The 19,886-nt window shown below is 62.0% G+C and carries 24 protein-coding genes; 9 read left to right on the plus strand and 15 right to left on the minus strand.

Annotated elements, in window-relative coordinates; genetic code table 11:
• Positions 1–51 precede the first annotated feature (51 nt).
• Positions 52–390 carry a hypothetical protein gene (locus tag YH63_RS21890; protein ID WP_246658151.1) on the plus strand — a complete coding sequence of 113 codons (339 nt, stop codon included), beginning with the start codon at positions 52–54 and terminating at the stop codon, positions 388–390.
• Between the two features lie 48 nt (positions 391–438).
• Here the strand turns inward: YH63_RS21890 and YH63_RS21735 are convergent, their stop codons facing one another.
• Together YH63_RS21735 and YH63_RS20985 are read right to left on the minus strand one after the other, a co-directional pair.
• Complete coding sequence (locus YH63_RS21735; RefSeq protein WP_170978723.1) at positions 439–603, minus strand: hypothetical protein; 165 nt, start codon at positions 601–603, stop codon at positions 439–441.
• A 196-nt stretch (positions 604–799) separates the two neighbouring features.
• Positions 800–1,177 carry a response regulator gene (locus tag YH63_RS20985; protein WP_046830345.1) on the minus strand — a complete coding sequence of 126 codons (378 nt, stop codon included), beginning with the start codon at positions 1,175–1,177 and terminating at the stop codon, positions 800–802.
• A 136-nt stretch (positions 1,178–1,313) separates the two neighbouring features.
• Here YH63_RS20985 and YH63_RS20990 point away from each other — a divergent pair, with 136 nt between their 5' ends.
• Entirely contained in the window at positions 1,314–1,481 is a 168-nt protein-coding gene (locus YH63_RS20990) for a hypothetical protein (protein ID WP_246658096.1), read from the plus strand.
• A gap of 323 nt (positions 1,482–1,804) precedes the next feature.
• Here YH63_RS20990 and YH63_RS21000 read toward each other — a convergent pair whose 3' ends face one another.
• Together YH63_RS21000 and YH63_RS21005 are read right to left on the minus strand one after the other, a co-directional pair.
• Positions 1,805–2,500 carry an RES family NAD+ phosphorylase gene (locus tag YH63_RS21000; RefSeq protein WP_046830203.1) on the minus strand — a complete coding sequence of 232 codons (696 nt, stop codon included), beginning with the start codon at positions 2,498–2,500 and terminating at the stop codon, positions 1,805–1,807.
• 147 nt (positions 2,501–2,647) lie between these two features.
• Entirely contained in the window at positions 2,648–3,046 is a 399-nt protein-coding gene (locus tag YH63_RS21005; RefSeq protein WP_046830204.1) for an MbcA/ParS/Xre antitoxin family protein, read from the minus strand.
• Between the two features lie 600 nt (positions 3,047–3,646).
• Between YH63_RS21005 and YH63_RS21740 the strand changes: the two genes are divergently transcribed.
• Positions 3,647–3,814: a hypothetical protein gene (locus tag YH63_RS21740; protein ID WP_170978724.1), complete on the plus strand. Its 168-nt coding sequence runs from the start codon at positions 3,647–3,649 to the stop codon at positions 3,812–3,814.
• A gap of 12 nt (positions 3,815–3,826) precedes the next feature.
• Here the strand turns inward: YH63_RS21740 and YH63_RS21010 are convergent, their stop codons facing one another.
• The 3 genes from YH63_RS21010 to YH63_RS21020 all read right to left on the minus strand — a co-directional run bounded on the left by YH63_RS21010 (position 3,827) and on the right by YH63_RS21020 (position 6,945).
• Positions 3,827–4,066: a hypothetical protein gene (locus YH63_RS21010; protein WP_046830205.1), complete on the minus strand. Its 240-nt coding sequence runs from the start codon at positions 4,064–4,066 to the stop codon at positions 3,827–3,829.
• A 575-nt stretch (positions 4,067–4,641) separates the two neighbouring features.
• Positions 4,642–6,222, minus strand: coding sequence for an MDR family MFS transporter (locus tag YH63_RS21015; RefSeq protein WP_046830206.1), 1,581 nt, complete (start codon positions 6,220–6,222; stop codon positions 4,642–4,644).
• A 204-nt stretch (positions 6,223–6,426) separates the two neighbouring features.
• Complete coding sequence (locus YH63_RS21020; RefSeq protein ID WP_046830207.1) at positions 6,427–6,945, minus strand: YcgN family cysteine cluster protein; 519 nt, start codon at positions 6,943–6,945, stop codon at positions 6,427–6,429.
• 326 nt (positions 6,946–7,271) lie between these two features.
• Between YH63_RS21020 and YH63_RS21025 the strand changes: the two genes are divergently transcribed.
• The 3 genes from YH63_RS21025 to YH63_RS21035 are packed head-to-tail and all read left to right on the plus strand — an operon-like array spanning position 7,272 to position 10,711.
• Positions 7,272–9,545, plus strand: coding sequence for a transglycosylase domain-containing protein (locus tag YH63_RS21025; RefSeq protein WP_046830208.1), 2,274 nt, complete (start codon positions 7,272–7,274; stop codon positions 9,543–9,545).
• Positions 9,546–9,569: 24 nt separating this feature from the next.
• The gene (locus tag YH63_RS21030) at positions 9,570–10,148 is read left to right on the plus strand and encodes a DUF1214 domain-containing protein (protein WP_046830209.1); all 579 of its coding nucleotides are present in this window, start codon (positions 9,570–9,572) and stop codon (positions 10,146–10,148) included.
• The gene (locus tag YH63_RS21035; protein ID WP_046830210.1) at positions 10,145–10,711 is read left to right on the plus strand and encodes a DUF1254 domain-containing protein; all 567 of its coding nucleotides are present in this window, start codon (positions 10,145–10,147) and stop codon (positions 10,709–10,711) included. The genes YH63_RS21030 and YH63_RS21035 overlap by 4 nt, the downstream gene beginning before the upstream one ends.
• Positions 10,712–10,874: 163 nt before the next feature.
• Here YH63_RS21035 and YH63_RS21040 read toward each other — a convergent pair whose 3' ends face one another.
• Positions 10,875–11,804, minus strand: a complete 930-nt coding sequence (locus YH63_RS21040; RefSeq protein WP_046830211.1) for a LysR family transcriptional regulator — start codon at positions 11,802–11,804, stop codon at positions 10,875–10,877.
• A 108-nt stretch (positions 11,805–11,912) separates the two neighbouring features.
• Here YH63_RS21040 and YH63_RS21045 point away from each other — a divergent pair, with 108 nt between their 5' ends.
• A complete protein-coding gene (locus YH63_RS21045) occupies positions 11,913–12,416 on the plus strand; it encodes an ester cyclase (RefSeq protein WP_083992755.1) in 504 nt (167 codons plus the stop codon).
• A gap of 49 nt (positions 12,417–12,465) precedes the next feature.
• The gene (locus tag YH63_RS21050; protein WP_046830212.1) at positions 12,466–13,071 is read left to right on the plus strand and encodes an NADPH-dependent F420 reductase; all 606 of its coding nucleotides are present in this window, start codon (positions 12,466–12,468) and stop codon (positions 13,069–13,071) included.
• A gap of 55 nt (positions 13,072–13,126) precedes the next feature.
• On the opposite strand, the gene YH63_RS21055 is transcribed toward YH63_RS21050, so the two are convergent.
• From YH63_RS21055 to YH63_RS21070, 4 genes are all read right to left on the minus strand, one after another.
• Positions 13,127–13,765: a TerC family protein gene (locus YH63_RS21055; RefSeq protein ID WP_046830213.1), complete on the minus strand. Its 639-nt coding sequence runs from the start codon at positions 13,763–13,765 to the stop codon at positions 13,127–13,129.
• A 239-nt stretch (positions 13,766–14,004) separates the two neighbouring features.
• Positions 14,005–14,358, minus strand: coding sequence for a hypothetical protein (locus tag YH63_RS21060; RefSeq protein ID WP_246658097.1), 354 nt, complete (start codon positions 14,356–14,358; stop codon positions 14,005–14,007).
• Between the two features lie 121 nt (positions 14,359–14,479).
• Entirely contained in the window at positions 14,480–15,208 is a 729-nt protein-coding gene (locus YH63_RS21065; protein ID WP_046830214.1) for a hypothetical protein, read from the minus strand.
• Between the two features lie 66 nt (positions 15,209–15,274).
• Positions 15,275–15,481, minus strand: a complete 207-nt coding sequence (locus tag YH63_RS21070) for a hypothetical protein (protein WP_019197873.1) — start codon at positions 15,479–15,481, stop codon at positions 15,275–15,277.
• Between the two features lie 144 nt (positions 15,482–15,625).
• On the opposite strand from YH63_RS21070, the gene YH63_RS21075 reads away from it, so the two are divergent.
• The gene (locus YH63_RS21075) at positions 15,626–16,621 is read left to right on the plus strand and encodes a DUF2336 domain-containing protein (RefSeq protein WP_046830215.1); all 996 of its coding nucleotides are present in this window, start codon (positions 15,626–15,628) and stop codon (positions 16,619–16,621) included.
• 3 nt (positions 16,622–16,624) lie between these two features.
• Here YH63_RS21075 and YH63_RS21080 read toward each other — a convergent pair whose 3' ends face one another.
• The 3 genes from YH63_RS21080 to YH63_RS21090 form a co-directional block, all read right to left on the minus strand.
• Positions 16,625–16,972 (minus strand): DUF1491 family protein, encoded by a 348-nt coding sequence (locus YH63_RS21080; protein WP_046830216.1) that lies wholly within the window; start codon positions 16,970–16,972, stop codon positions 16,625–16,627.
• Positions 16,973–17,072: 100 nt separating this feature from the next.
• Complete coding sequence (locus YH63_RS21085; protein WP_046830217.1) at positions 17,073–17,705, minus strand: peptidoglycan-binding domain-containing protein; 633 nt, start codon at positions 17,703–17,705, stop codon at positions 17,073–17,075.
• Positions 17,698–19,458: a PAS domain-containing sensor histidine kinase gene (locus YH63_RS21090; protein WP_433995105.1), complete on the minus strand. Its 1,761-nt coding sequence runs from the start codon at positions 19,456–19,458 to the stop codon at positions 17,698–17,700. Before YH63_RS21090 ends, YH63_RS21085 begins: the two co-directional genes overlap by 8 nt.
• Between the last annotated feature and the right edge of the window lie 428 nt (positions 19,459–19,886).

Here is a 19,886-nt window from a genome sequence, read left to right on the forward strand (position 1 = left end):
TCGATCGCAGCGTGATCGCTCGCATCCGCGACGAGATTGCTGGGGTGTTCGTTGAGGACTTTTGCGCGTGGGCGCTTTGCTTTCTCAGGCTTCGCAACCGGCTTTTTCGCTGCCGTCTTCCTGACTGTGACTTTCCGCACTACCTTTTTTGCAACGATCTTACGCGCAGCCTTCTTCGCCGCCGGCCTTTTCATCGGCGCGGCGGAAGGCTTCTTCGGCATCGTTGGAGACTCTCATGTTGATACGACAACGCCGCGCTGGGGCGCGGCGATCGATTGGATGGCTAGCCGTTTGTTGCCGACATTACCGCTCGTCATTGCGAGCGAAGCGAAGCAATCCAGAGCAACAAGGAAGACTGGATTGCTTCGTCGCAAGCGCTCCTCGCAATGACGCAGAAAACGCCAACGTGCGAAGATCCGATCCTCGTCAGAAGGCAGGCTACGTCCGGAAGAAAACGAACCAGACGATCGCCAGCACAAAGATCGCAGCGATGGTGCTGACGGTCAGCAGCGCCAGGATGGATGGCCCCGGCTCCGCCCCGCGTGCTTCGGTCGGCGTTTCGACGATCCGGCGTTCGCCTTGCACGTGTTCGACTTTTGCCATTGCGTCCTCATTCATTCGAATGCACGAAACAGCCCGCGCAGCGTATGAAGGGCAACGCCCTATGTCCGGTGAGGTTCCTGATTCGATGCCGCCTCGCGGCGAGACACCTTAAGTAGTGCTCAAGGGCACAACTCTGGAGCATGTCAGAACCCTACTGCGGGAGCGTTACGCTGTCAAGGATTATTTTCCTAGTGTCTCAATGCACCGTATGTCGCTGACGCGACATTTCGGCCTGCCGCAGCAGCTCAAGCGGCAGCCATGGTTTCTGCATGAACAGCACGTTGTCAGGAACATGCTCGACGCTCTGTCCCGACGTGAGAATGACATCGATATGCGGGAATCGCTCCCGCGCCATTGAGGCAAGCTCGAGGCCCGACATGTCGCCGTCGAGGTTCACATCGGTGAACATCAGCATCAGTTCGTTTCCTGCTCTTTCAAGAACGACGGCCGCGGCATCCCCACTCATGCACTGAATAACGTTCATGTCGCTTTCCTCAAAGATCAGGCTGACAAGTTCCCGCTGCAGCTGATCGTCTTCCACCACGAGAACAGTGTGCTTAAAAGCGCGTCCCATCGGTGCCTCCCATTCCATGAATAGGGGCAATGCGTCGGGACCGCATAAGTTCGGTAGATGACGTAAGGAACGAAATCCGCGGCAGCACGTTTGACCGAAAACGAGGTGCGTCATGAAGGAAGTTGTGGAGCGTGTGATGAAGGCGTTCGCGCAAAAACATCAAGCGATGACGCCGGAACAGGAGCGCAAGGTCCGCGACGAGGTGTCTGAATTCGTGGCCGAACTTCTGGAGAAGCGCGCGGCGCAACTGGCTAAATTCGCCGATCGCAGGCTGCGCGAAACCGAGCCGGAGCCGCGCATTTGAGTTTCATTGAACGGAAGTTGTGACAACCCGCCTTACCACGGCGGTTTTTTCATGACGGCACGAACCCCGCACGGAACCGCAATGCCTTCGAGAAGGTTCCTACCTCACAGTGTGGAGATCCGTCATGACACCCCAAGAGAGTGTGCTCGATGCGGTTCTGCGGGCACGAGGCATTCTGGCCGAGTACATCGAGCCAGGCCCACGCGATTGCGCTCAGACACTGAGCCGGCTTTTTGTGATCTTCGACGACGAGAAGCTGACGACTGCCATCAACATCCTGAGTCTGGAAACGGTCGGCGCGACGATGGCCTCTGCTGATGCGGCTAAGCCCCCACCCACCTCTCCTCCTTGTAGTCGAACCACCGGCTGAAGCGCTTGCCGTCCCATTCATATTGCAGGTGCCGCTCCTGCATCGGCACGCCGACGACATCCGGCCAGAATGCCGCGATGCATGAGCCGCCAGCGTCGCGCACGCTCGGATAGACGATGCCGTCACTGCCTCCGTCGCGGAGGCCAGCCGCGAACGGCCGACTGTGCGTGTAGCTCTCGCTGTCCAGGATCAGCCGCCTCAACCTGTCGTCGAGCTTCGTCACGTCGTGCAGCGTGGCGTTCACGTGGCCCAGCAGCACGCGCATGTCCTCGCGGCGCGGCGGGTCATCCGAGTCCGCCGCGAAGCGCGCGAAGTGATAGCCGGTTTCCCTGATCGCGGTGTGGAGCGTGCGCGCGGCGTAATAGACGCCATAGCTGCCGTCCGAAAAACGCGAGCCGTTGCGGTTCACATGGGTGAACGGCGCCATCACCCACGATGCGTTCGGCCCGGTCACCCGCCGCTCCGGCGGCACCAGCGCGATCTCGCCCGCCTCGTCGCGCAGGCGCGGATTGGTCGCCTGTTCAAGCTCGGTCAGCACGTCCCACACGGCGGGATCATCCGAGACCCGCTCGAACAGCGCGATCGGCGGATAGCGCGACGCGATGATGCGCCACGCCTCGCGCCAGCGCACCCGCGAGGTGGCTGTCATATGACAGCCCGGCTGAATGTACAGCCAATCTGCACGTGCTCCCATTTCGTCATTGCGAGGAGCAATTGCGACGAAGCAATCCAGTCCTTTCCAGATAAAAACTGGATTGCTTCGCTTCGCTCGCAATGACGATGTAGAAAAGACACGTCACGACCACGGCGCGCGGGCGGCATCGACATAGGCGCGGACCGCCGCGAGATCCGTGACGTCGCCTGCGGTCATCCTTGCGAGAGGAGTCTGTCCCGCGAAAGCGCGGTTCGGGCGCAGCACCCAGCCGTCGGCGAGCGCGGCGTCGGAGTAGACGATCTGCAGCGCCTTCCAGATGCCGGCGACGTAGCCGATCCGGCGCAGCGTATCGTCCGGCACGCGCGCAGCCTTGCCGCTCTTCCATTGAAAGAACGTGCGCTCCGCGGGATTGCCGAGGATGCGCCGCGCGTCGCCATTGCCGATGCCCCACCGGGCCATGATCCTGAAGAAGCCTTCCAGCGCGAGGCCGTGGCGGTCGGAAGGAATAATATCCTGTAATGTCTGCGGTTTTGCAGTCATGTGCCTATCCTCTGCAATCTTGCATAAGATAGGAACCTTGCCTGTGAGCGTCAATGGCTCACCTGGCCCGTGTCAGGGCCGGAAAACACAATTCTGGAGCATGCCGGAACCCTAACCCGGCAGCGTCACGCTATCAAGGATTAATTTCCTATTTATTGTGGTCCATTCACCCGAGCCGGCCAGTTCGGTACGCAATAGCGCGCTGAGTCCCATGACGTTTCGCGCCTGCTCTCTCGTGACGCCCTAATCCTCACCAAGCAGGATGGCCTCGGTTTTTGTGAAGCCGCAGAGGGTGCACAAATAGACGGCGCGGTCTGTCGCGGCGCGGCTGCTCATCCGAAGCGCCAGGCCCTGGATTTCCATGGGATAGCCTTTGCAATTGGGGCAACCCACCGTTGGAGGTCGTGCTGGCATTGTTTCGAAGTGACGATCTGTTTTCATCCCATCAGTCCTTTGGCAGTAGCCGTGGGGAACTGTGTCGCTCAACACGGCTGACCGGATATTGTTCCTTAATTTCCAAGCACTTCGTCGGAACATGCGCTCTTCGAAGCCGTTCTTGCGTAGCAGCGTGACGGAACCGCGCGCCTACGGAGACATGTCATGACAGACCCGTCCGACCTGATACGGCGGGCTTCGGAATTGACCGAGCGTGCCGACCACGAAGACGACCCTGAAACGCGGGAACGGCTGCTCAGGATGGCCGCCTATTATGTGCAGATCGCCGAAAGCGAAGAATGGCTGGCAGCTCACCCGACGTCGCGTCCATAGGTGACGTCCTGATCAAGAAGTAGCCGCACGGGTTGGGGCCAAACCGTTTTGCTGCGCGGCGCAGATGCCGACGCTGACTCGCTGCGAAATCTTCGCATCGCAGTAGCTGTTGCAGATGGATCCGTTGAGCCGGGAGCACTTCGCCATGCACGCCTGATAGGTGCACGTTACACCCGCAGGCCCGGCCGCAGCGGCGGCCCCCGGCATTGCGCTTGCGATCAGATGGACGATCAGCCACGCGGTGTTCAACATGCACTGCTCCGTTTGGGAGAGTGCAGCACGACGCGATGTCCCGCGCAACGCGAAGGATTTCCCTCAACCGCTGGTCAGCGAAGGCTAACTATTTGCACACGCCGCTCGCCTTGCGCTCGCGGATGGTCCTGTCGCAGTGGGTTGAGCATCCACCCTGCCGGCCGCCACCGCCCAGCTTCTGGCAGTTCGCGACGCACCCCTCGTAAGTGCAGGCCTGCCCTCTGGGTTTCTGGGCATTGGCGGGATTAGCCGCGACGATAAAGGCTGCCAGAAAACAGCCCGGGACAATGCGAAGCATGAATCCCTCCCTGCAAATTCATTGAAGTACTTTGGAAGTACTTTGGAAATATTTTGGAAATGTTTTGCCGGAGTTCAGCAGCGTTTCATGTCACCCACAACTGCCCATCTGGCTAGCTGGACAATCGCGAACGAGGTACCTCGTCGTCCCTCCCCGGCCGCGCCGCAGAAGTCCGCGACACCCGGCAGTGAAACCGGCCGTCCGCCGCTTCGCCTTATGCGCCGGAGTTTGTCACCGTTTCGCCTTTTCGCGCGAAACGGCTGTTCAGTATCGCACCCTACTCCGCCATTTCGGCGGCAGCGGCTTGCGGTGGTCCGGCGAGCGGGCGCTCTTCCATCAGCATCACCAGGGTCGCGGCGGTTGCAAGCAACGCCGCGGCGGCACCGAACACGTAACGGAACGCGGCGATCATATCGCTCGCGGCGATCGCATGCGCCGAACCGATCTGATGCTCGGCACCGATAGTGAGATTGCCGCCAAGCACCATCAGCAGGATCGCCGTGAAGACCGCGACCGTGAACGACGCCAGCAGCGAGCGGAAGAAGTTCATCGCGCCGGTCGCCGTGCCGACCTGCGCACGTGGCACAGCATTTTGAATCGACACCACGCTGACCGGGAAAACCGTGCCGAGCCCAACCGCCATCAGCGACAGCCCCGCGAGCAGTTGCCACAGCGGCAGCGGCGTCGCCAGCGCGAGCGCAAACGCCGCGCAGGTCGCGAGGCTCACGCCGCCGATCGCCGCGCGCTTGTAGTGCTTGGTGTACATCATCGCACGGCCCGCAGCCCATGCGCCAAGCACCGACACCGCGACCAGCGGAATCAAGGCGAGGCCCGCTTCGCTCGCGGTGAGGCCATACACGACCTCGTAATACAACGGCATGTGCACGGTGAGGCCGATCATGGTGCCGATGGCGCAGCCGCCCGCGGCCATCGCGTACGGCACCACCGTTCCCGACAGCAACGGGATCGGCAGGAACGGCTCCTGCGCGCGGCGCACATGCCAGACGAAGGCCACGCCGAGGAACAGCGCCGATCCGATCATCGCAAGGATCGCGGGCGATGCCCATGCGAAGCGGTTGCCGCCCCATGTCAGCACCAGCATCACAATCACAGCGGACGCCATCAGCAGGACGCCGCCGAGCCAGTCGACCTTGCGCCTGCGATGGAAGACCGGAATCTTTTTCATCCTCGGCAGCAGCAGTCCGAGCGATAGCGCGCCGAGCGGCAGATTGATCCAGAAGATCACCGACCAGTGCAGATGTTCGGCGAACAATCCGCCGAGCACGGGTCCGCCGATGCCGGCCGCAACCCACACCGATGAGAAATACGCCTGATACTGGCCGCGTTCGCGCGGCGACACCACGTCGGAAATCACGATCTGCACCAGCGGCAGGATTCCGCCGCCGCCGATGCCCTGAAGCGCGCGCGCCAGAATCAGCGTCAGAATATTCGGCGCGATCGCGCACAGCACCGAGCCGATCAGGAACAGCGACATCGAAACGATGATCATCGCGCGGCGGCCGTAGATGTCGCTCAGCGTGCCGTAGACCGGCGCGACCGCTGTCGCCGACAACAGATACGCGGTGATCACCCAGGACAGATTGCTGACGTCCTGAAACTGGCGGCCGATGGTCGGCAATGCGGTTGCGACGATGGTCTGGTCGAGTGCGGTCAGGAACATCGTGAGCATCAGGCTCAGCAGGATGGTTCGCACTTCGCTTTTCGACAGCGGCGGCGCCGGCACGATCGGCGGCGCTTCGGAAAGATCGATGACTTCGGTGGCGATGTTGGAAACGTCGTCCGGGTCCAGCGCCTGCGCTTCGTCCGCGTCGCCGCGCTGTCGATGTGTCTCGGTCATGAGCCTGAAAAGGTGGTCCGGGAAAGGACGTTATAACGAATGGTCCAGCCTCGACCGGCCTGACCTTGAAATGCACGGGATGACGCTAGGTTTATCCTGTTTCGCACGGCTTCATAAGCAGCGCGGGCGCATGGGTGCACCGCGCGGATGGATCATCACCTGCGCGTTATCCGCTGCCTGAAGGATCTTTAGGAACGGCGCGAGCTATTTGGAGGCCGGACGCTTCTTCAGCCGCGCGCGTTTTGGAATCACGCCGGGCCACTGCACGATATGGTCCTCGAGGTCCGCCTCTTCGACCTCGTCCTCGGTTCCCCACACCCGCCCCTGCACCGACACGCCGGCTTCGTGGACCGTGTTGGGATCTCCTGAAATCAGCGGGTGCCACCAGTACAGGTCGCGGCCCTCGGCGACGAGCTTGTAGCCGCAACTCGGCGGCAGCCAGTTCAACGTCCGGACGTTCTCCGGCGTCAGCCGCACGCAATCGGATACTTTGGCCGACCGGTTGGGATAGTCCTTGCAGGCGCACAGTCCCGCATCGAGCAGCGTGCAGGAGATGTGGGTGAAGTAGATCTTGCCGGTGTCCTCGTCTTCCAGCTTTTCCAGGCAGCAGCGCGCGCAGCCGTCGCACAGGCTTTCCCATTCGCTGTCGGACATCTCCTCCAACGTCTTGGTTTTCCAGAAAGATTCGCTCTGGGTCGAAGGCGGCCGAGGCCGGACTGTCATGGCTTTGAACCTGTCGGGATCGCGGGACGTACATACGCTATATGGAGGCTTTATGAGCCTTGGCGCAGGCGGTGCAAGCGCCAAGGTGGAGGCTGGCGTTTTCCATGCCGAAAAGCGTGGGCAGCGTTCACCCTCATCATCAAAAAACCAACGCGGCCATTGGTTTATGGTTCATGGTCGGCTAGAAGTTTGCAGATTCCCGACGGCGAAATCGGCTCTCCGGTCGCCTTGGGGATGCCGCAAATTGATCAGCATCGTCTAACCAGCGCTTTTCATCCGGCGACTCGTGATCCGTACGGGACGCCGCGTTATTTTCAAGGGTTCCGGTGCGCCAGATCGTACCCAGCGAGTGGAAAAAGCGGTTCCGGCATTTTCTGCTGGACCTCGACGCGCGCATCGATTCCACGCTGTTCTCGTCGGGCGCGGGACTGCGCGAACTCTGGGAGCGCTATTCGACCTTCATGGATCGTTTCTATGTCGGCCGCTGGAAGCGCTGGGTCTTCGTCGAACCGATCTCGGAAGGCGCAACCATCGGCCTCGCCGGCCTCGTGCTGATGCTCGCGTTGGCGGTTCCCGCCTTTCGCGAAACCTCCGACGACGACTGGCTGAAGAAATCCGATCTCGCGGTATCGTTCCTGGATCGCTACGGCAACCCGATCGGAAACCGCGGCATCAAGCACAATGACTCGATCCCTCTCGAGGACTTTCCCGACAATCTGATCAAGGCAACGCTCGCCACCGAGGATCGCCGTTTCTACGATCATTTCGGTATCGACATTGCAGGTACGACGCGCGCGCTGGTCACCAACGCGCAGGCCGGTGGCGTGCGGCAAGGCGGCTCGTCGATCACCCAGCAGCTCGCCAAGAACCTGTTCCTCAACAACGAGCGCACCATCGAGCGCAAGGTGAAGGAAGCGTTCCTCGCCATCTGGCTGGAAACGCGCCTGAGCAAGAACGAGATTCTGAAGCTCTATCTTGACCGCGCCTATATGGGCGGCGGCACCTTCGGCGTCGACGGCGCGGCGCATTTCTATTTCAACAAGTCCGCGCGCGACGTGAATCTGGCGGAAGCTGCGATGCTCGCCGGACTGTTCAAGGCGCCGACCAAATACGCACCGCACATCAACCTGCCCGCCGCCCGCGCCCGCGCCAACGTCGTGCTCGACAATCTGGTGGATGCAGGCTTCATGACCGAAGGTCAGGTGTTCGGCGCCCGCCGCAACCCCGCCAACGCGGTCGACCGGCGCGACGAGAATTCGCCGAACTACTATCTCGATTATGCCTTCGACGAGATGCGCAAGCTCGTCATGACGTTCCCGAAATCCTACACCGAGCGCGTGTTCGTCGTTCGCACCGCGATCGACATGAACGTGCAGCACGCCGCGGAAGCGGCTGTCGAAAACCAGTTGCGCCAGTTCGGCCGCGACTATCACGCAACGCAGGCCGCGCTTGCCCTCGCCGATCTGGACGGCGGCGTGCGCGCGATGGTCGGCGGGCGGGATTACGGCGCCAGCCAGTTCAACCGCGCCGTCGACGCCATGCGCCAGCCGGGCTCGTCGTTCAAACCCTATGTCTACGCCACCGCGCTGATGAACGGCTTTACGCCGAAGTCCATCGTCGTCGATGGACCCGTCTGCATCGGCAACTGGTGCCCGCAGAACTACGGCCGCTCCTATTCGGGCTCAATGACGCTGACGACAGCGATAACCCGCTCCGTCAATGTCATTCCCGTGAAGCTGTCGATCGCGATGGGCAAAGGCAGCCCCAACCCGCCGAGGGCTGGCCGCGCCAAGATCGTCGAGACCGCGCGCAAGATGGGCATCACCGCTCCCCTCGTCGATACGCCATCGTTGCCGATCGGCTCCACCGAAGTCAGCCTCGTCGAGCATGCCGTCGCCTACGCCGCCTTCCCGAACAAGGGACGCGCGGTGAAGCCGCACTCCGTTCTCGAAGTTCGCACCGGCACCGGCGATCTGGTCTGGCGCTGGGATCGCGACGGCAAGAAGCCGACGCAAGCGATCCCTGCCTCGGTCGCCGCGGACATGTCGGAAATGATGAGCCACGTGGTCGACGAAGGCACCGCCCGGCGCGCCCGGCTCGACGGCATTCCCGCTGCCGGCAAGACCGGCACGACGAACGCGTTCAGGGACGCATGGTTCGTCGGCTTCACCGGCAACTTCTCGATGGCCGTCTGGTACGGCAACGACGATTACTCGCCGACCAACCGCATGACCGGCGGCTCGCTTCCCGCACAGACATGGCATGACGTCATGGTGGTTGCGCATCAGGGCGTCGAGGTCAGAGACATTCCCGGCGTCGGTCCCGGCAAGAAACTTCCGCCGGATGTCCTTGCGGCTGCCAATGCAAACGCCAAGGCCCCCGAAGTGAATCCTGGTCCGCCGCCGATCCTGACCCGGCGCGGCGCGAACATTCTCGTGCGCGTCGAGAAACTTTTCGACGACGCGGCAAAGACCGTGAACGTGCCCGGCAAGACGACATCGAACGGTGCGGCCAAGCCTGCATCCAGCGTGGCCTTCCCGGACAGTTTCGCCTCGGCAACTTCCGATCCGGCGGCGCCTGTGCCGCCGCGCAAGAACTAACCGCGTCATGATAGCGCTTCCACCGTGCGGCTGATCCTCATCACTCTCGTCACACTGACCATCGCAACCATCGTCGGCCTCGGCACGACATGGATGACGGCGACGCGCGGCGTCAACGTCGGCACCATCAAGATCGGCGCATGGACCGCACGTCCGAAAACCGGCACGAGCGACATCGACCCCTACTCGCGCGCCTCGGTCGCGCGCAGCGGCGAACTTCCGGTCGGCACCGGCGATGGCGTCATGTTCACGGCCACGACCGATGATACCGGCCGCCAACTCGACGGACGATGCGATGTCGTCGTGAAAGGCGTGACGCCCGCCGCGCGGTTCTGGACCCTGACGTTCTACGATCCCAAGGGACGGCTCGTCGCCAATTCGCTGCAGCGTTACGGCTTCACCAGTCAGGAAATCGTCCGCGGATCGGACGGAGGCTTCGAGGTCCGGATCACATCGCGGTCGCGCGCCGGAAACTGGCTGCCGACAGGCGGTCTCGACCACTACATGCTGGCGCTCCGGCTTTACGATACGCCGGTCGGCGTCGGAACGCGCACGCAGAAGGATGCGCCGATGCCCTCCATCGTGACGGTGGGGTGCCCATGATCCGCTGGCTGTTCGCAATCATCGGTGGCGCGTTGCTCGGCGGGGTCGTGCACCTCGTCAGCGTGCTTGTGCTTCCCCGCGTCGCCACGCTCGATGCCTATTCGCGCCTCGCGCCGATCACCAGGCTCAATGCCGTCACCGCGCTGCCCGCGGCAGAGCCCGGCAAGGCGCCGATGCCGTTCATGGACCCGGCTTTCGCAAGCGCCGCCTGCCGCTACGATCTCTCGAACGGTCCGATCAAGCTCACGGTGCCGGTCAGTCAGGCCTACACATCGGTGTCGTTCTACACGCGCAACGATGTCGCGTATTACGCGATCAATGATCGCTCGGCCGGGCGGCGCGTGATCGAACTCGACCTGATGACGGCGGCACAGCACGCCGAATTGCCGGAAGACGAGGAAGTCACCGCCGCCGACCGGCTGATCATCGACTCGCCGACCACAACCGGCCTGATCCTGCTCAAGGCACTGGCCGCAGAACCCGGCCTGATGCCGCAGGCGCAGGCGTCGCTGGCCGCTGCGAATTGCCGCGTACAAACCGATACGCCGCAAGCGAAGCGATAGTTCGCTAGTGATCCGGTTCTGACATTCGTATCACTTCCCAGCAGGCGCCCTTACGAATGTCAGAACCAAAGGATCACTAGAATTATAGTTTGCTAGTGTCCTTTCGTATCCGACGTTCGCGTTGGACCCGCCGCAAAGTAAAGCGAACGTCGGATACGGGACACTAGCCGATGCTCCCCGCAAACCGTTCGGCGAGACGCTCGCGGCGGAAGGTGTCGGCGACGAAATCGACAAACGCGCGCGTCTTCGCCGGCAGCAACGTGCGGGTCGCATAATAGACCGAGATCGAGCCTGCGTCAGCGTACCATTGCGGCACGACGCGCACGAGCGCGCCGCTTTCGAGGTGGTGCAATGCATCCGGCACCGCGATCAATGTCACGCCAAGACCGAGCAGCGCTGCCCGGCACATCGCGGAGGGATCGTTGAACACGATCGTGCCCGGCAATTGCACATCGACTTCCGAACCTGCGGCGTTGCGCATGGTCCACTGCCGCACCCGTCCAGTCCGCGCAGCGCGCATCACGATGCCATCGAACGCGGCAAGTCCCGAAGGATCTGGCGGCAGTGTGCGGCCTTTCAGATAGGCCGGCGATGCAACCGCGATGATGTGCAACGGCGCAAGCGGCCGTGAGATGACGCCCGGTGCGAGTTCGATACCGCCGCCGATCGCCGCATCGAATCCTTCGGCGATCAGATCGACCTGCCGGTTCTCGAATTGCCAGTCAGCGCGAATGCGCGGATAGCGCGCGAGAAACGCGGGCAGCAGCGGCAGAACATAGTCCGCGCCAAATGTCGGACTGAGGCTGACCTTGAGCACGCCGGCAGGCTCGCCGTGGTCCGTCGCCGCTCCGGCGATGGCGACCTGAAGGCCTTCGAGATTGCCGCGTATCTCAAGCAGAAAACGCTCCCCGGCCTCAGTCAGCGTCAGCTTGCGCGTGCTGCGCTGAAACAGGCGGATTCCGAGATTCCGCTCCAGTATCGCGACGTTGCGGCTGACCGCAGCCGGCGTCAGCGCCAGACGGCGGGCTGCGGCAGAAAACCCACCATTTTCAGCGCTTTGAACGAAGGACTCGAGATTGGCCAGCGTTTCCATGTCACCATTTTATACGATTAGTTGAAAATAAATACAGCAATTACCTGCTAATCAGTTGCCAATAAACAGGCGATATCGGGTCCGTCACCAGCCAAACGGAGCCAGACAATGTCCCAGCCAGTCTCATCCACCCGCCGCGGTTTTCTGATTGCTCTCGCCCTCGCCGGCAGCGTCACCCAGGCCTTTGCCCAGAACACCGGCGCCCATCTCGAAGCCAACAAGGCCGTGGTGCGCACGGTCATCGAGGAAGTGCAGCGCGACGGCAACTTCGCGAATTTCGAAAAGCTGTTCGCGGCAAGCTACGTCGACCGGACCGCGTTCCCGGGATTCGCCAACGACCGCGAGGGCACCCGTAACGTCTACCTCACACTTCGCAAAGCCTTCCCCGGCTTCCGCGCCGTCATTCATCGTCAGGTTGCCGAGGGCGATCTCGTGACATCGCACAAGACCTACCACGGCAAGCATCTCGGAGAATTCAACGGCGTCGCCCCGACCGGCCGCGACATCACCTTTGAGGCCATCGACATCATGCGCGTCCGCGACGGTCAGATCACCGATCACTGGGGCGTCACCGACATCGGCTCGCTGATGCGCCAGATCAGCGCGCGCTGAACCGGCTTTGAAATCAACTCATACGCCTAAAACCTGAAAGGAACACACGATGACCAAGACAATCGGAATTATCGGATCGGGCTCAATCGGTTCAGCCGTCGCACGCAGGCTTGCCAGTGCCGGAATAGAGGCAACCATCGCCAACAGCCGCGGCCCTGCTTCACTCAAGGATCTCGTTCGCGAGATTGGCCCCTCCATCAGGGCCGGCACGGTGACGGAAGCCGCGAGCAAGGACATCGTTCTCGTCGCGGTGAACTGGTCGAAACTGCCGGCCGCGCTTGCCGGCCTGCCCGCCTGGAACGGCCGCATCGTGATCGACGCCAACAACCCGATTGAAGCGCCGCTGTTCAAGCCCGCTGAACTGAATGGCCGGATCTCGAGCGAAGTCTTCGCCGGGCTTGTGCCGGGCGCGCGCGTGGTCAAGGCGTTCAACCATCTGCAAGCGCACGTGCTCGCGAGTGACCCGCAAGCCGACGGCGGCAAGCGCGTCCTCCTCTATTCCGGTGATGACAACGCCGCGAAGGCGGAAGTCGCAGCGCTGATCGACCGGCTCGGCTTCTTCGGCATCGATCTTGGTTCGCTCGCAGTCGGTGGAAAGCTTGTCCAGTTTCCCGGCGGACCGCTGCCGGTGCACAATCTGGTCAAGGTCGCCTGATCGAAATGACAACGCCGCCCGCAATCGAACCTGCGGGCGGCGTTCTCAGTATCCCTTACTTCACATTATTCACATGCGGCCAGATCTCCAGCGCGCCGCGATAGATCATCTCGCCGGCAACGTAGAGGATGACCGCGAGGCCGACATAGGCGATCCAGCGGTGCTTCTGCAGCAACTTCGCAATGAACGATGCGGCAACGCCCATCATCGCGATCGACAGCGCAAGACCGAATACCAGAACCCATGGATGCTCGCGGGCCGCGCCTGCAACAGCGAGGACGTTGTCCAACGACATCGAGACGTCGGCGACGATGATTTGCCAGGTTGCCTGGGCCAGCGTCTTGGTCGGCATCCCTTCGACCGCCACCCCATTTTCATCTGTCACAGGATTTTCTTCGTGCCCGGCGCCGGAGCGCAATTCGCGCCACATCTTCCAGCAGACCCACAACAGCAGGATGCCGCCCGCAAGCAGCAGACCGACAATGGCCAAAAGCTGGGTTGTAAGACCTGCGAACACGATGCGAAGCACCGTGGCGGCGATGATGCCGATCAGGATTGCCTTGTTGCGCTGTTCCTTTGGCAGGCCAGCAGCAGCGAGGCCGATGACGATGGCGTTGTCGCCAGCAAGAACCAGGTCGATAAGGATGACCTGAAAGAGTGCAGTCAAAACTTCTGGTGTGATGAAATCAAACATAAGCCGGGCTTCCCTTTTTTGTTGAGGAAGAGCGGCCTCCTGTCACAGGCGATTACGGATCTTCGCTGCCTGTCACCCACCAACTCGCTTAAGTCAGTGCATCACAGGCGGACGTTGCCGCATATCCAAGGGGCCACTCCAAGTGAATTCCAGTCCGACATCGCAGCCTCGCGGCTGCCAGAGGGGCCCGGCCTGGTCGTCTATATTCCAAGTCTACGATCTAAGTTCTACGTATCTCCCTATTGTTCATAAGTTCGGCGTTCGAACAGATGCTCGAACAATTGCACGACTTGTTCCGGTTCGCCCATCACGGACGCAGCACAACCGGTAATAACCAGGCCACCAGCGATATCCCAGAGATTCAGGTTCTCCGTGTTCCGCCTCGCCCTGGTCGAGAGCGCTATCACTGCTGCCAGCGCCGCTGTTCCGAAAAACAGCACGCTCAGCGCAGGCAACACGAGACGCTGTTCAAGCGCGTAGACGATGAAAAACGCAGGCACGGCAACGGTGAAACTCAGCGCGATCAACGTTCCGAAGTTCCGACCGAAGAGAAACACCTTGGCAATTGGGGAACCTGTCATTCCATCCCCCATTTTTCATCTCGCGGCAAATCAGCTGGCGTGTTGTCTCAGGAACAAACAACCGATTGCGGGCGGACTCAACGCGACGTTCTGCCGCACATCTGAGCGCAAAGAGACAGAAACAGCAGTAAAATCAACCACCTACACGCAGCGCGCGACCAACGACCGGCGTGGCCTTAATCCACGTCTCCGATGCCCGCTTGGACAATTGCACGATCAGGCGGTCGGCATCCGCAGCCATCGCATCCGGCGCGTGGATCACCAGCCGATCCAGCGCCCATCTGTAGGACGCCACGCGCTGCTGCAGGCATTGCTGCACCCACTGCACCACCAGCACATTCTCGCGCATGCGCGCCTGCGCATCGGCGTATTCGCGTGGCGACAGTTCAGAGACGATCCCGAGCGCCTTGTTGCGCTTGATGTCGAGATCGTTGACGCGCAGAGCGACCGGAATGAACTGATCGAGCATGACGCCGTCGTTGCGCACGTCCTCCATCAATCCACCGTAGGCCGCGGCCTGCGAGCGGTGCGGTTCATCGATCATGCGGCGTCCATAAATCGTCCGGTCGAAAACGACCGTCTGCCGCCAGGGCGCCGGTATCGTTTTGTAATCGCCGAACACTGCTTTCCACGCCGGGCGTGAGTGCGGCGGTTCGATGAAGTAGTAGGCAAGATCGCGCAGCGATCGTTCCAGATCGGTCAACTGGAATTGCGACGGCTGACCGCCCAGCGCCGTGGTGGCCTCGACGCCGACCCACTTGTGCATGTCTTCATGATAAAACGTCGAGCGCGTGCGGCCGAAGTCATCACTCGCACATGCGAGGCTCGCCACGAACGGCAAAAGATAAAGCGGATTACACATCGCGGCCCGGTGTTACAGCGTTGCCGATCCGGCGAGGCTCTCGCCGGCAGAGACTCTGAACGCTGGTCAGGAACGCGCCCGGCGCTTGCGACGGCGGCCTGGTGCCGTTCCCTCCTCCGGTCCGATTCCATCGCTGGCTTCGTCAGCGTAACGCTCGATCCGGATGGCGGGGAGAATCAGGATGGTTGCCGTTCCCTCGCGCGGGGCCATGTTCACATCCGGTCCGGCGCGGCGCGCCGCTGCATCGACCGGAAATTCAACAATGGTGCCCATATCGATCTCTCCTGGCCGCCCTGCTTTTCCTCAAGGATTGGCTCAAGGATCGGCGGCACCCGGTCATTAAGAGTGAGCATGGTTAATGGCTTGTTAACAGGCGCCGGATAACGTCAGGCCGAGACTTAACCTCGCGTATCCGGCATGACGACACTCCCGATGTTTCACGGCTTTGATGGCCTGATGACTCTGTCCCGGCGCGAGGGCGTTGATATTCGCCCGACGCTGCTGCGCGTGCTGACGGACCTCTATGTCCAGACCGCCGACCATACCCGCGACGAGGAACGGCAGTTCGCCGAGCTGGCTTCGCGCCTGATCGATGAGGTGGACGACGCCACGCGCGCCGCCGTGCGGGCGCGGCTTGCGATCTATCCGAACACTCCGCGTGAAATCGCCCGGAAGCTGCAGTTGAAATACACGACGGGCAAACCGCAGCCCGTTTCAGCGAACGATGAGCATATTCTCGACGATACATTGATCGATCCGGCGGATCTGGAGATCGTATCGGAGCCCGAGGTCTCGGTCGCTCCTGCGATGATGCCCGCACCAACCATGTCGATGCAGCCGGACGATGCGGCGCAGCTGATCGAGATGTTTCTGTCAGCCGACCGCACCCAACGCGCCCAGATGCTTCATGGTCTGACCGACACGCCGCTGAAACCATCAACACCGGTCGACCCGCGCCGCGCGACCCGCGCGGTTGCGGCCCTGGAACAGGCTGCACTGGCGGCCGATGCCTCGGACTTTGCCGCCGAGCTCGCCGATGCCCTGATCCTGACCTCCAGGGTTGCGGCCCAGATCGTCAATGAACCCGGCGGCGAGCCGCTGGCCTGCGCGCTCAAGGCCCTCGGCATGCCCGGTGAATCATATCAGCGCGTGCTGTTGTTTCTGAATCCGTCGCTCGGCGCATCGGTCATGGATGTCTACCGGCTGGCGCGCCTCTACGAGGTGATCGAATTGCGGACTGCGCTGATCATGCTTGCGGCGTGGCGTGGTGCGGCGCTGGCCGCCACGCGGGCGAAATATCGCCCCGCACTCTACGATGACGAACGCCAGCGCGCCCGTTCAACGCCGGCGCAATCGCGTCCCGCCGCTCAGCCGGGCACGCACGTCACGGCGCGCGAAACATCGCGCGGGTAGTGGTTAGTTTTTTGCCAGATCGAGGAAGTGCCGGCCTTCCCTGTCCTCGATCTCGACAATCCAGACATCGGGATCGAAGCTGATTTCCTTGGCGAGGCGCGCTTCGATGGCGGCTTCGTCCACGGCCTGCGGCGGCGACTGCGTGAAAACGCGCTCGATAGGCCGGCTGTCGTCGTAGGCGGTTTGCGGCGCCGGAACGAACAGCAGCGCGGTCCCGTCCATCAGCGCCACCTTCACGAACACCGCGCCCGCCTCCTCCGCGCCACGGCGACGGACGGCGCCGAACATGCCGGCGCTCTGGCATCGCCGCAGATAACCCGCGACCCAGATAGACGATTTCAGGCGAGACATGAGGCAGGACCGATCAGGCGGATGGAAAGACAGGGAGTTGCTACCATAGCCGGAGCCGACGATGTTAGCCGCCTGTCTCACCATTGACGGGTGACGCCGCTTAGTCGAGCGGGCGGCCGGTCAGAACCGTCAGGTCCCGAATCAGGCGATCGGACAACTGGCCCGTGAGCGGCATCTTGCGATCCCGCTCGAATTTCTGAATCGCCGCCTGCGTATCAGTCCCGATAACGCCGGTCGGCTTAAGCTGGCCATAGCCAAACTCGGTCAGCGCACGCTGGACCGCGGCAATGCGACGGGTCGAAACAATCAGATCGCCGACCGGATCGCTCTTTGCCGCATGAATTGGCGCGGGAGGCCGCGGCGCGGCAGGTGATGCGACCGGCTTCGCAGGAGCAAGCGCCGCCGATTCCAGCGGCTTGTCGACAACGCGAGCCTCGGCTTCAACCGGACGAACCCGCGGCAGCGGCGCAGGCGACGGCGCAACGGCGGGCAGCGACGATACCGCAGCGGTGCTGAACATCGGCGATGGGTGACGGCCCGCCTGCAGGAACATCGCATTGGTGACGATGGCGATCACAGCCGCCAGCGCCGCAGTTGCCGCCAGTGTATCCTTCGGGCTGTGAAGCAGGACGCGCATGATCAAGCCGCGCTCCGGCTCCGGCTCAACCGCGACGGCGGCGGCGCGACGGCGGCGGCGGGGTTTCTCGTCGTCTTCGGCAATCTGTCTAGGCACGTTTCTTCACCTGATAGTCTTGTGGTTCCGCGCGCTGCGGCGCGAGGGTTGCGATATTGCTGGGCTTTTCTGCCGGCGGTGTAAACACCATCGGCAAGGCAACGGTCACGGTCGTGCCGACGTCGATCTGGCTTTGTACCGTCATCTCGCCGCCATGCATCGCGACCAGGCTCTTGACGATGGAGAGTCCAAGTCCGGTGCCTTCGTGACGGCGCTGATAGGTCTTTCCGGCCTGAAAGAACGGATCGCCGATCCGCTTCAGGTCCTCGGCGCCGATACCGACGCCGCTGTCGACCACACGAACCAGCAGGCGCGATCCTTCCACGCCAGCGGAAACGGTGACGGTGCCGCCCCGCTCCGAGAACTTGATCGCATTGGACAGCAAATTCAGAATCATCTGCTTGAAGGCGCGTGGATCGCCGGTGATCTGAGGCAAGTCCGCCGGCGCACGCGTGGCAATCTCGATGCCGTTTTCGCGCGCTTTCAGAACCATCAGGTTGCAGCAGCCGATCAGGGACTCGCGCGGGGCAAACAGCTCGGGAACGATCTCGAAGTTGCCGCTTTCCATCTTCGACATGTCGAGAATGCCGTTGACCACCGAGAGCAGATGCAGGCCGGAGTCGTTGATGAGCTGCGCGTATTCCTGCCGGCGCGCCGCATCGATCATCATTTCCTTCTCGCGAACGATCATTTCCGAGAACCCGATAATGGCGTTCAGCGGCGTCCGCAATTCATGACTCATCGTGGCGAGGAAGCGCGACTTGGATGCGCCCGCGCGCTCTGCTTCCATATGCGCCATCTCGAGCGCCTGTTCCTGGAGCTTGCGCTCGGTGACGTCGCGCATCACGGCCACCACGTCGACATCGGGACCCGCGAGCGACCTTGACGTCGCGTCGATCGGCCGGCACCGCATTTCGATCCAGACGAAGTCGGCGGACGGCGTGCGTGCATGATCGGAGTCACGCGCGACATCCCGCCTCACGCGGAATTCGACACTGCGTTCGTCGCCGCTGCGCGCGGCTTCCGACAAGGCAGTCAGGTAAGCCGGACGATCGGCGACATGAACGCGGTCGAACAGTCCGTGCTCCAGCAGCAGCGCCGCCGGCGTACCGAGCAAGGCCTCCGCAGCCGGCGAAATGAACCGGATCGCACCGTTACGGCTATGCCGGGAAATCACGTCGCTGATGTTGTGCGCGAGAAGGCGATAACGCTCCTCCTCGACCATCAGCAGCTTTCTGCTCATCCGGCCCAGCGATTCCGCGCTGAACGCCAGCGCCGATGCGTAGATCGTCGCGGTTGCGATACCCAGCGCCTCGAACAGCGAACTGTATGAGGCGGGAATCTGCGACATCGGCAAGGCTCCGAAGGCGTCGATCATCACGAGTCCCAGCGCACAGCCGAGCGCAAGCGCGACGGCGATGGCGACCGCACGCCGCGAGGCCGACAGCGCCGCATCGAGCGGAACGGCCACCAGCCAGATCGCGGCGAACGAGGAAATTCCTCCGGTATTGAGGCACACCGCCATGACCACCGCAGCCAGCGCAGTCGATGACAATATGTGCGCGCGCTCGTATTGGCCTGTGCGCGACAAATAATATGAGACGAGGATCGGCGCGATCAGCCATGCGAACACCATGACTTCGACTTCCTGCGGCGCTCCGCGAACCGCAAGATAAAGTGGCAGCGAAGCAAGCGCGGCAAGGCCGCCCAGCAGCCGCGGGCCGATGAAGGCGCGATGACGGGCTCTCGTCATCAGATCCCGCCGCGCTGATGGATGCAGCAGCGAGTCCAGATGATCGCGTATGATGCCGGACAATCTCACGTTGTTCTCACTGCTCGGCCGGACGTCGTATCGACAGCCGGAACGCCCCCGTTTTTCGTTTGGCCGATGGTGTCAGAGTGAACTTAAGCGAACACTAAGGCGCGGGGCCGATTGCGAGTTACACCGTTCGGATGCGCTGTTTCGCGCGAAATCGGCGATTTCATTCGGCCGAAATGGTGAACGCGAAGTTTCCATGCCGCGACGTTATGGTTTCGAAATCGTGCATGGCCGATGAGCGCTCCAACAGGTCCATGCGCGGCATTCAAAACAAAATAGCTTCTTATCAATTGAAAATTTACGCCAAATCAAACCATTCAAATTTTACACAGCACAAGAACCGGGGATTTATCCGCGTCTGC

It is taken from the genome of Afipia massiliensis, assembly GCF_001006325.2.
GTDB lineage: Bacteria > Pseudomonadota > Alphaproteobacteria > Rhizobiales > Xanthobacteraceae > Afipia > Afipia massiliensis_A.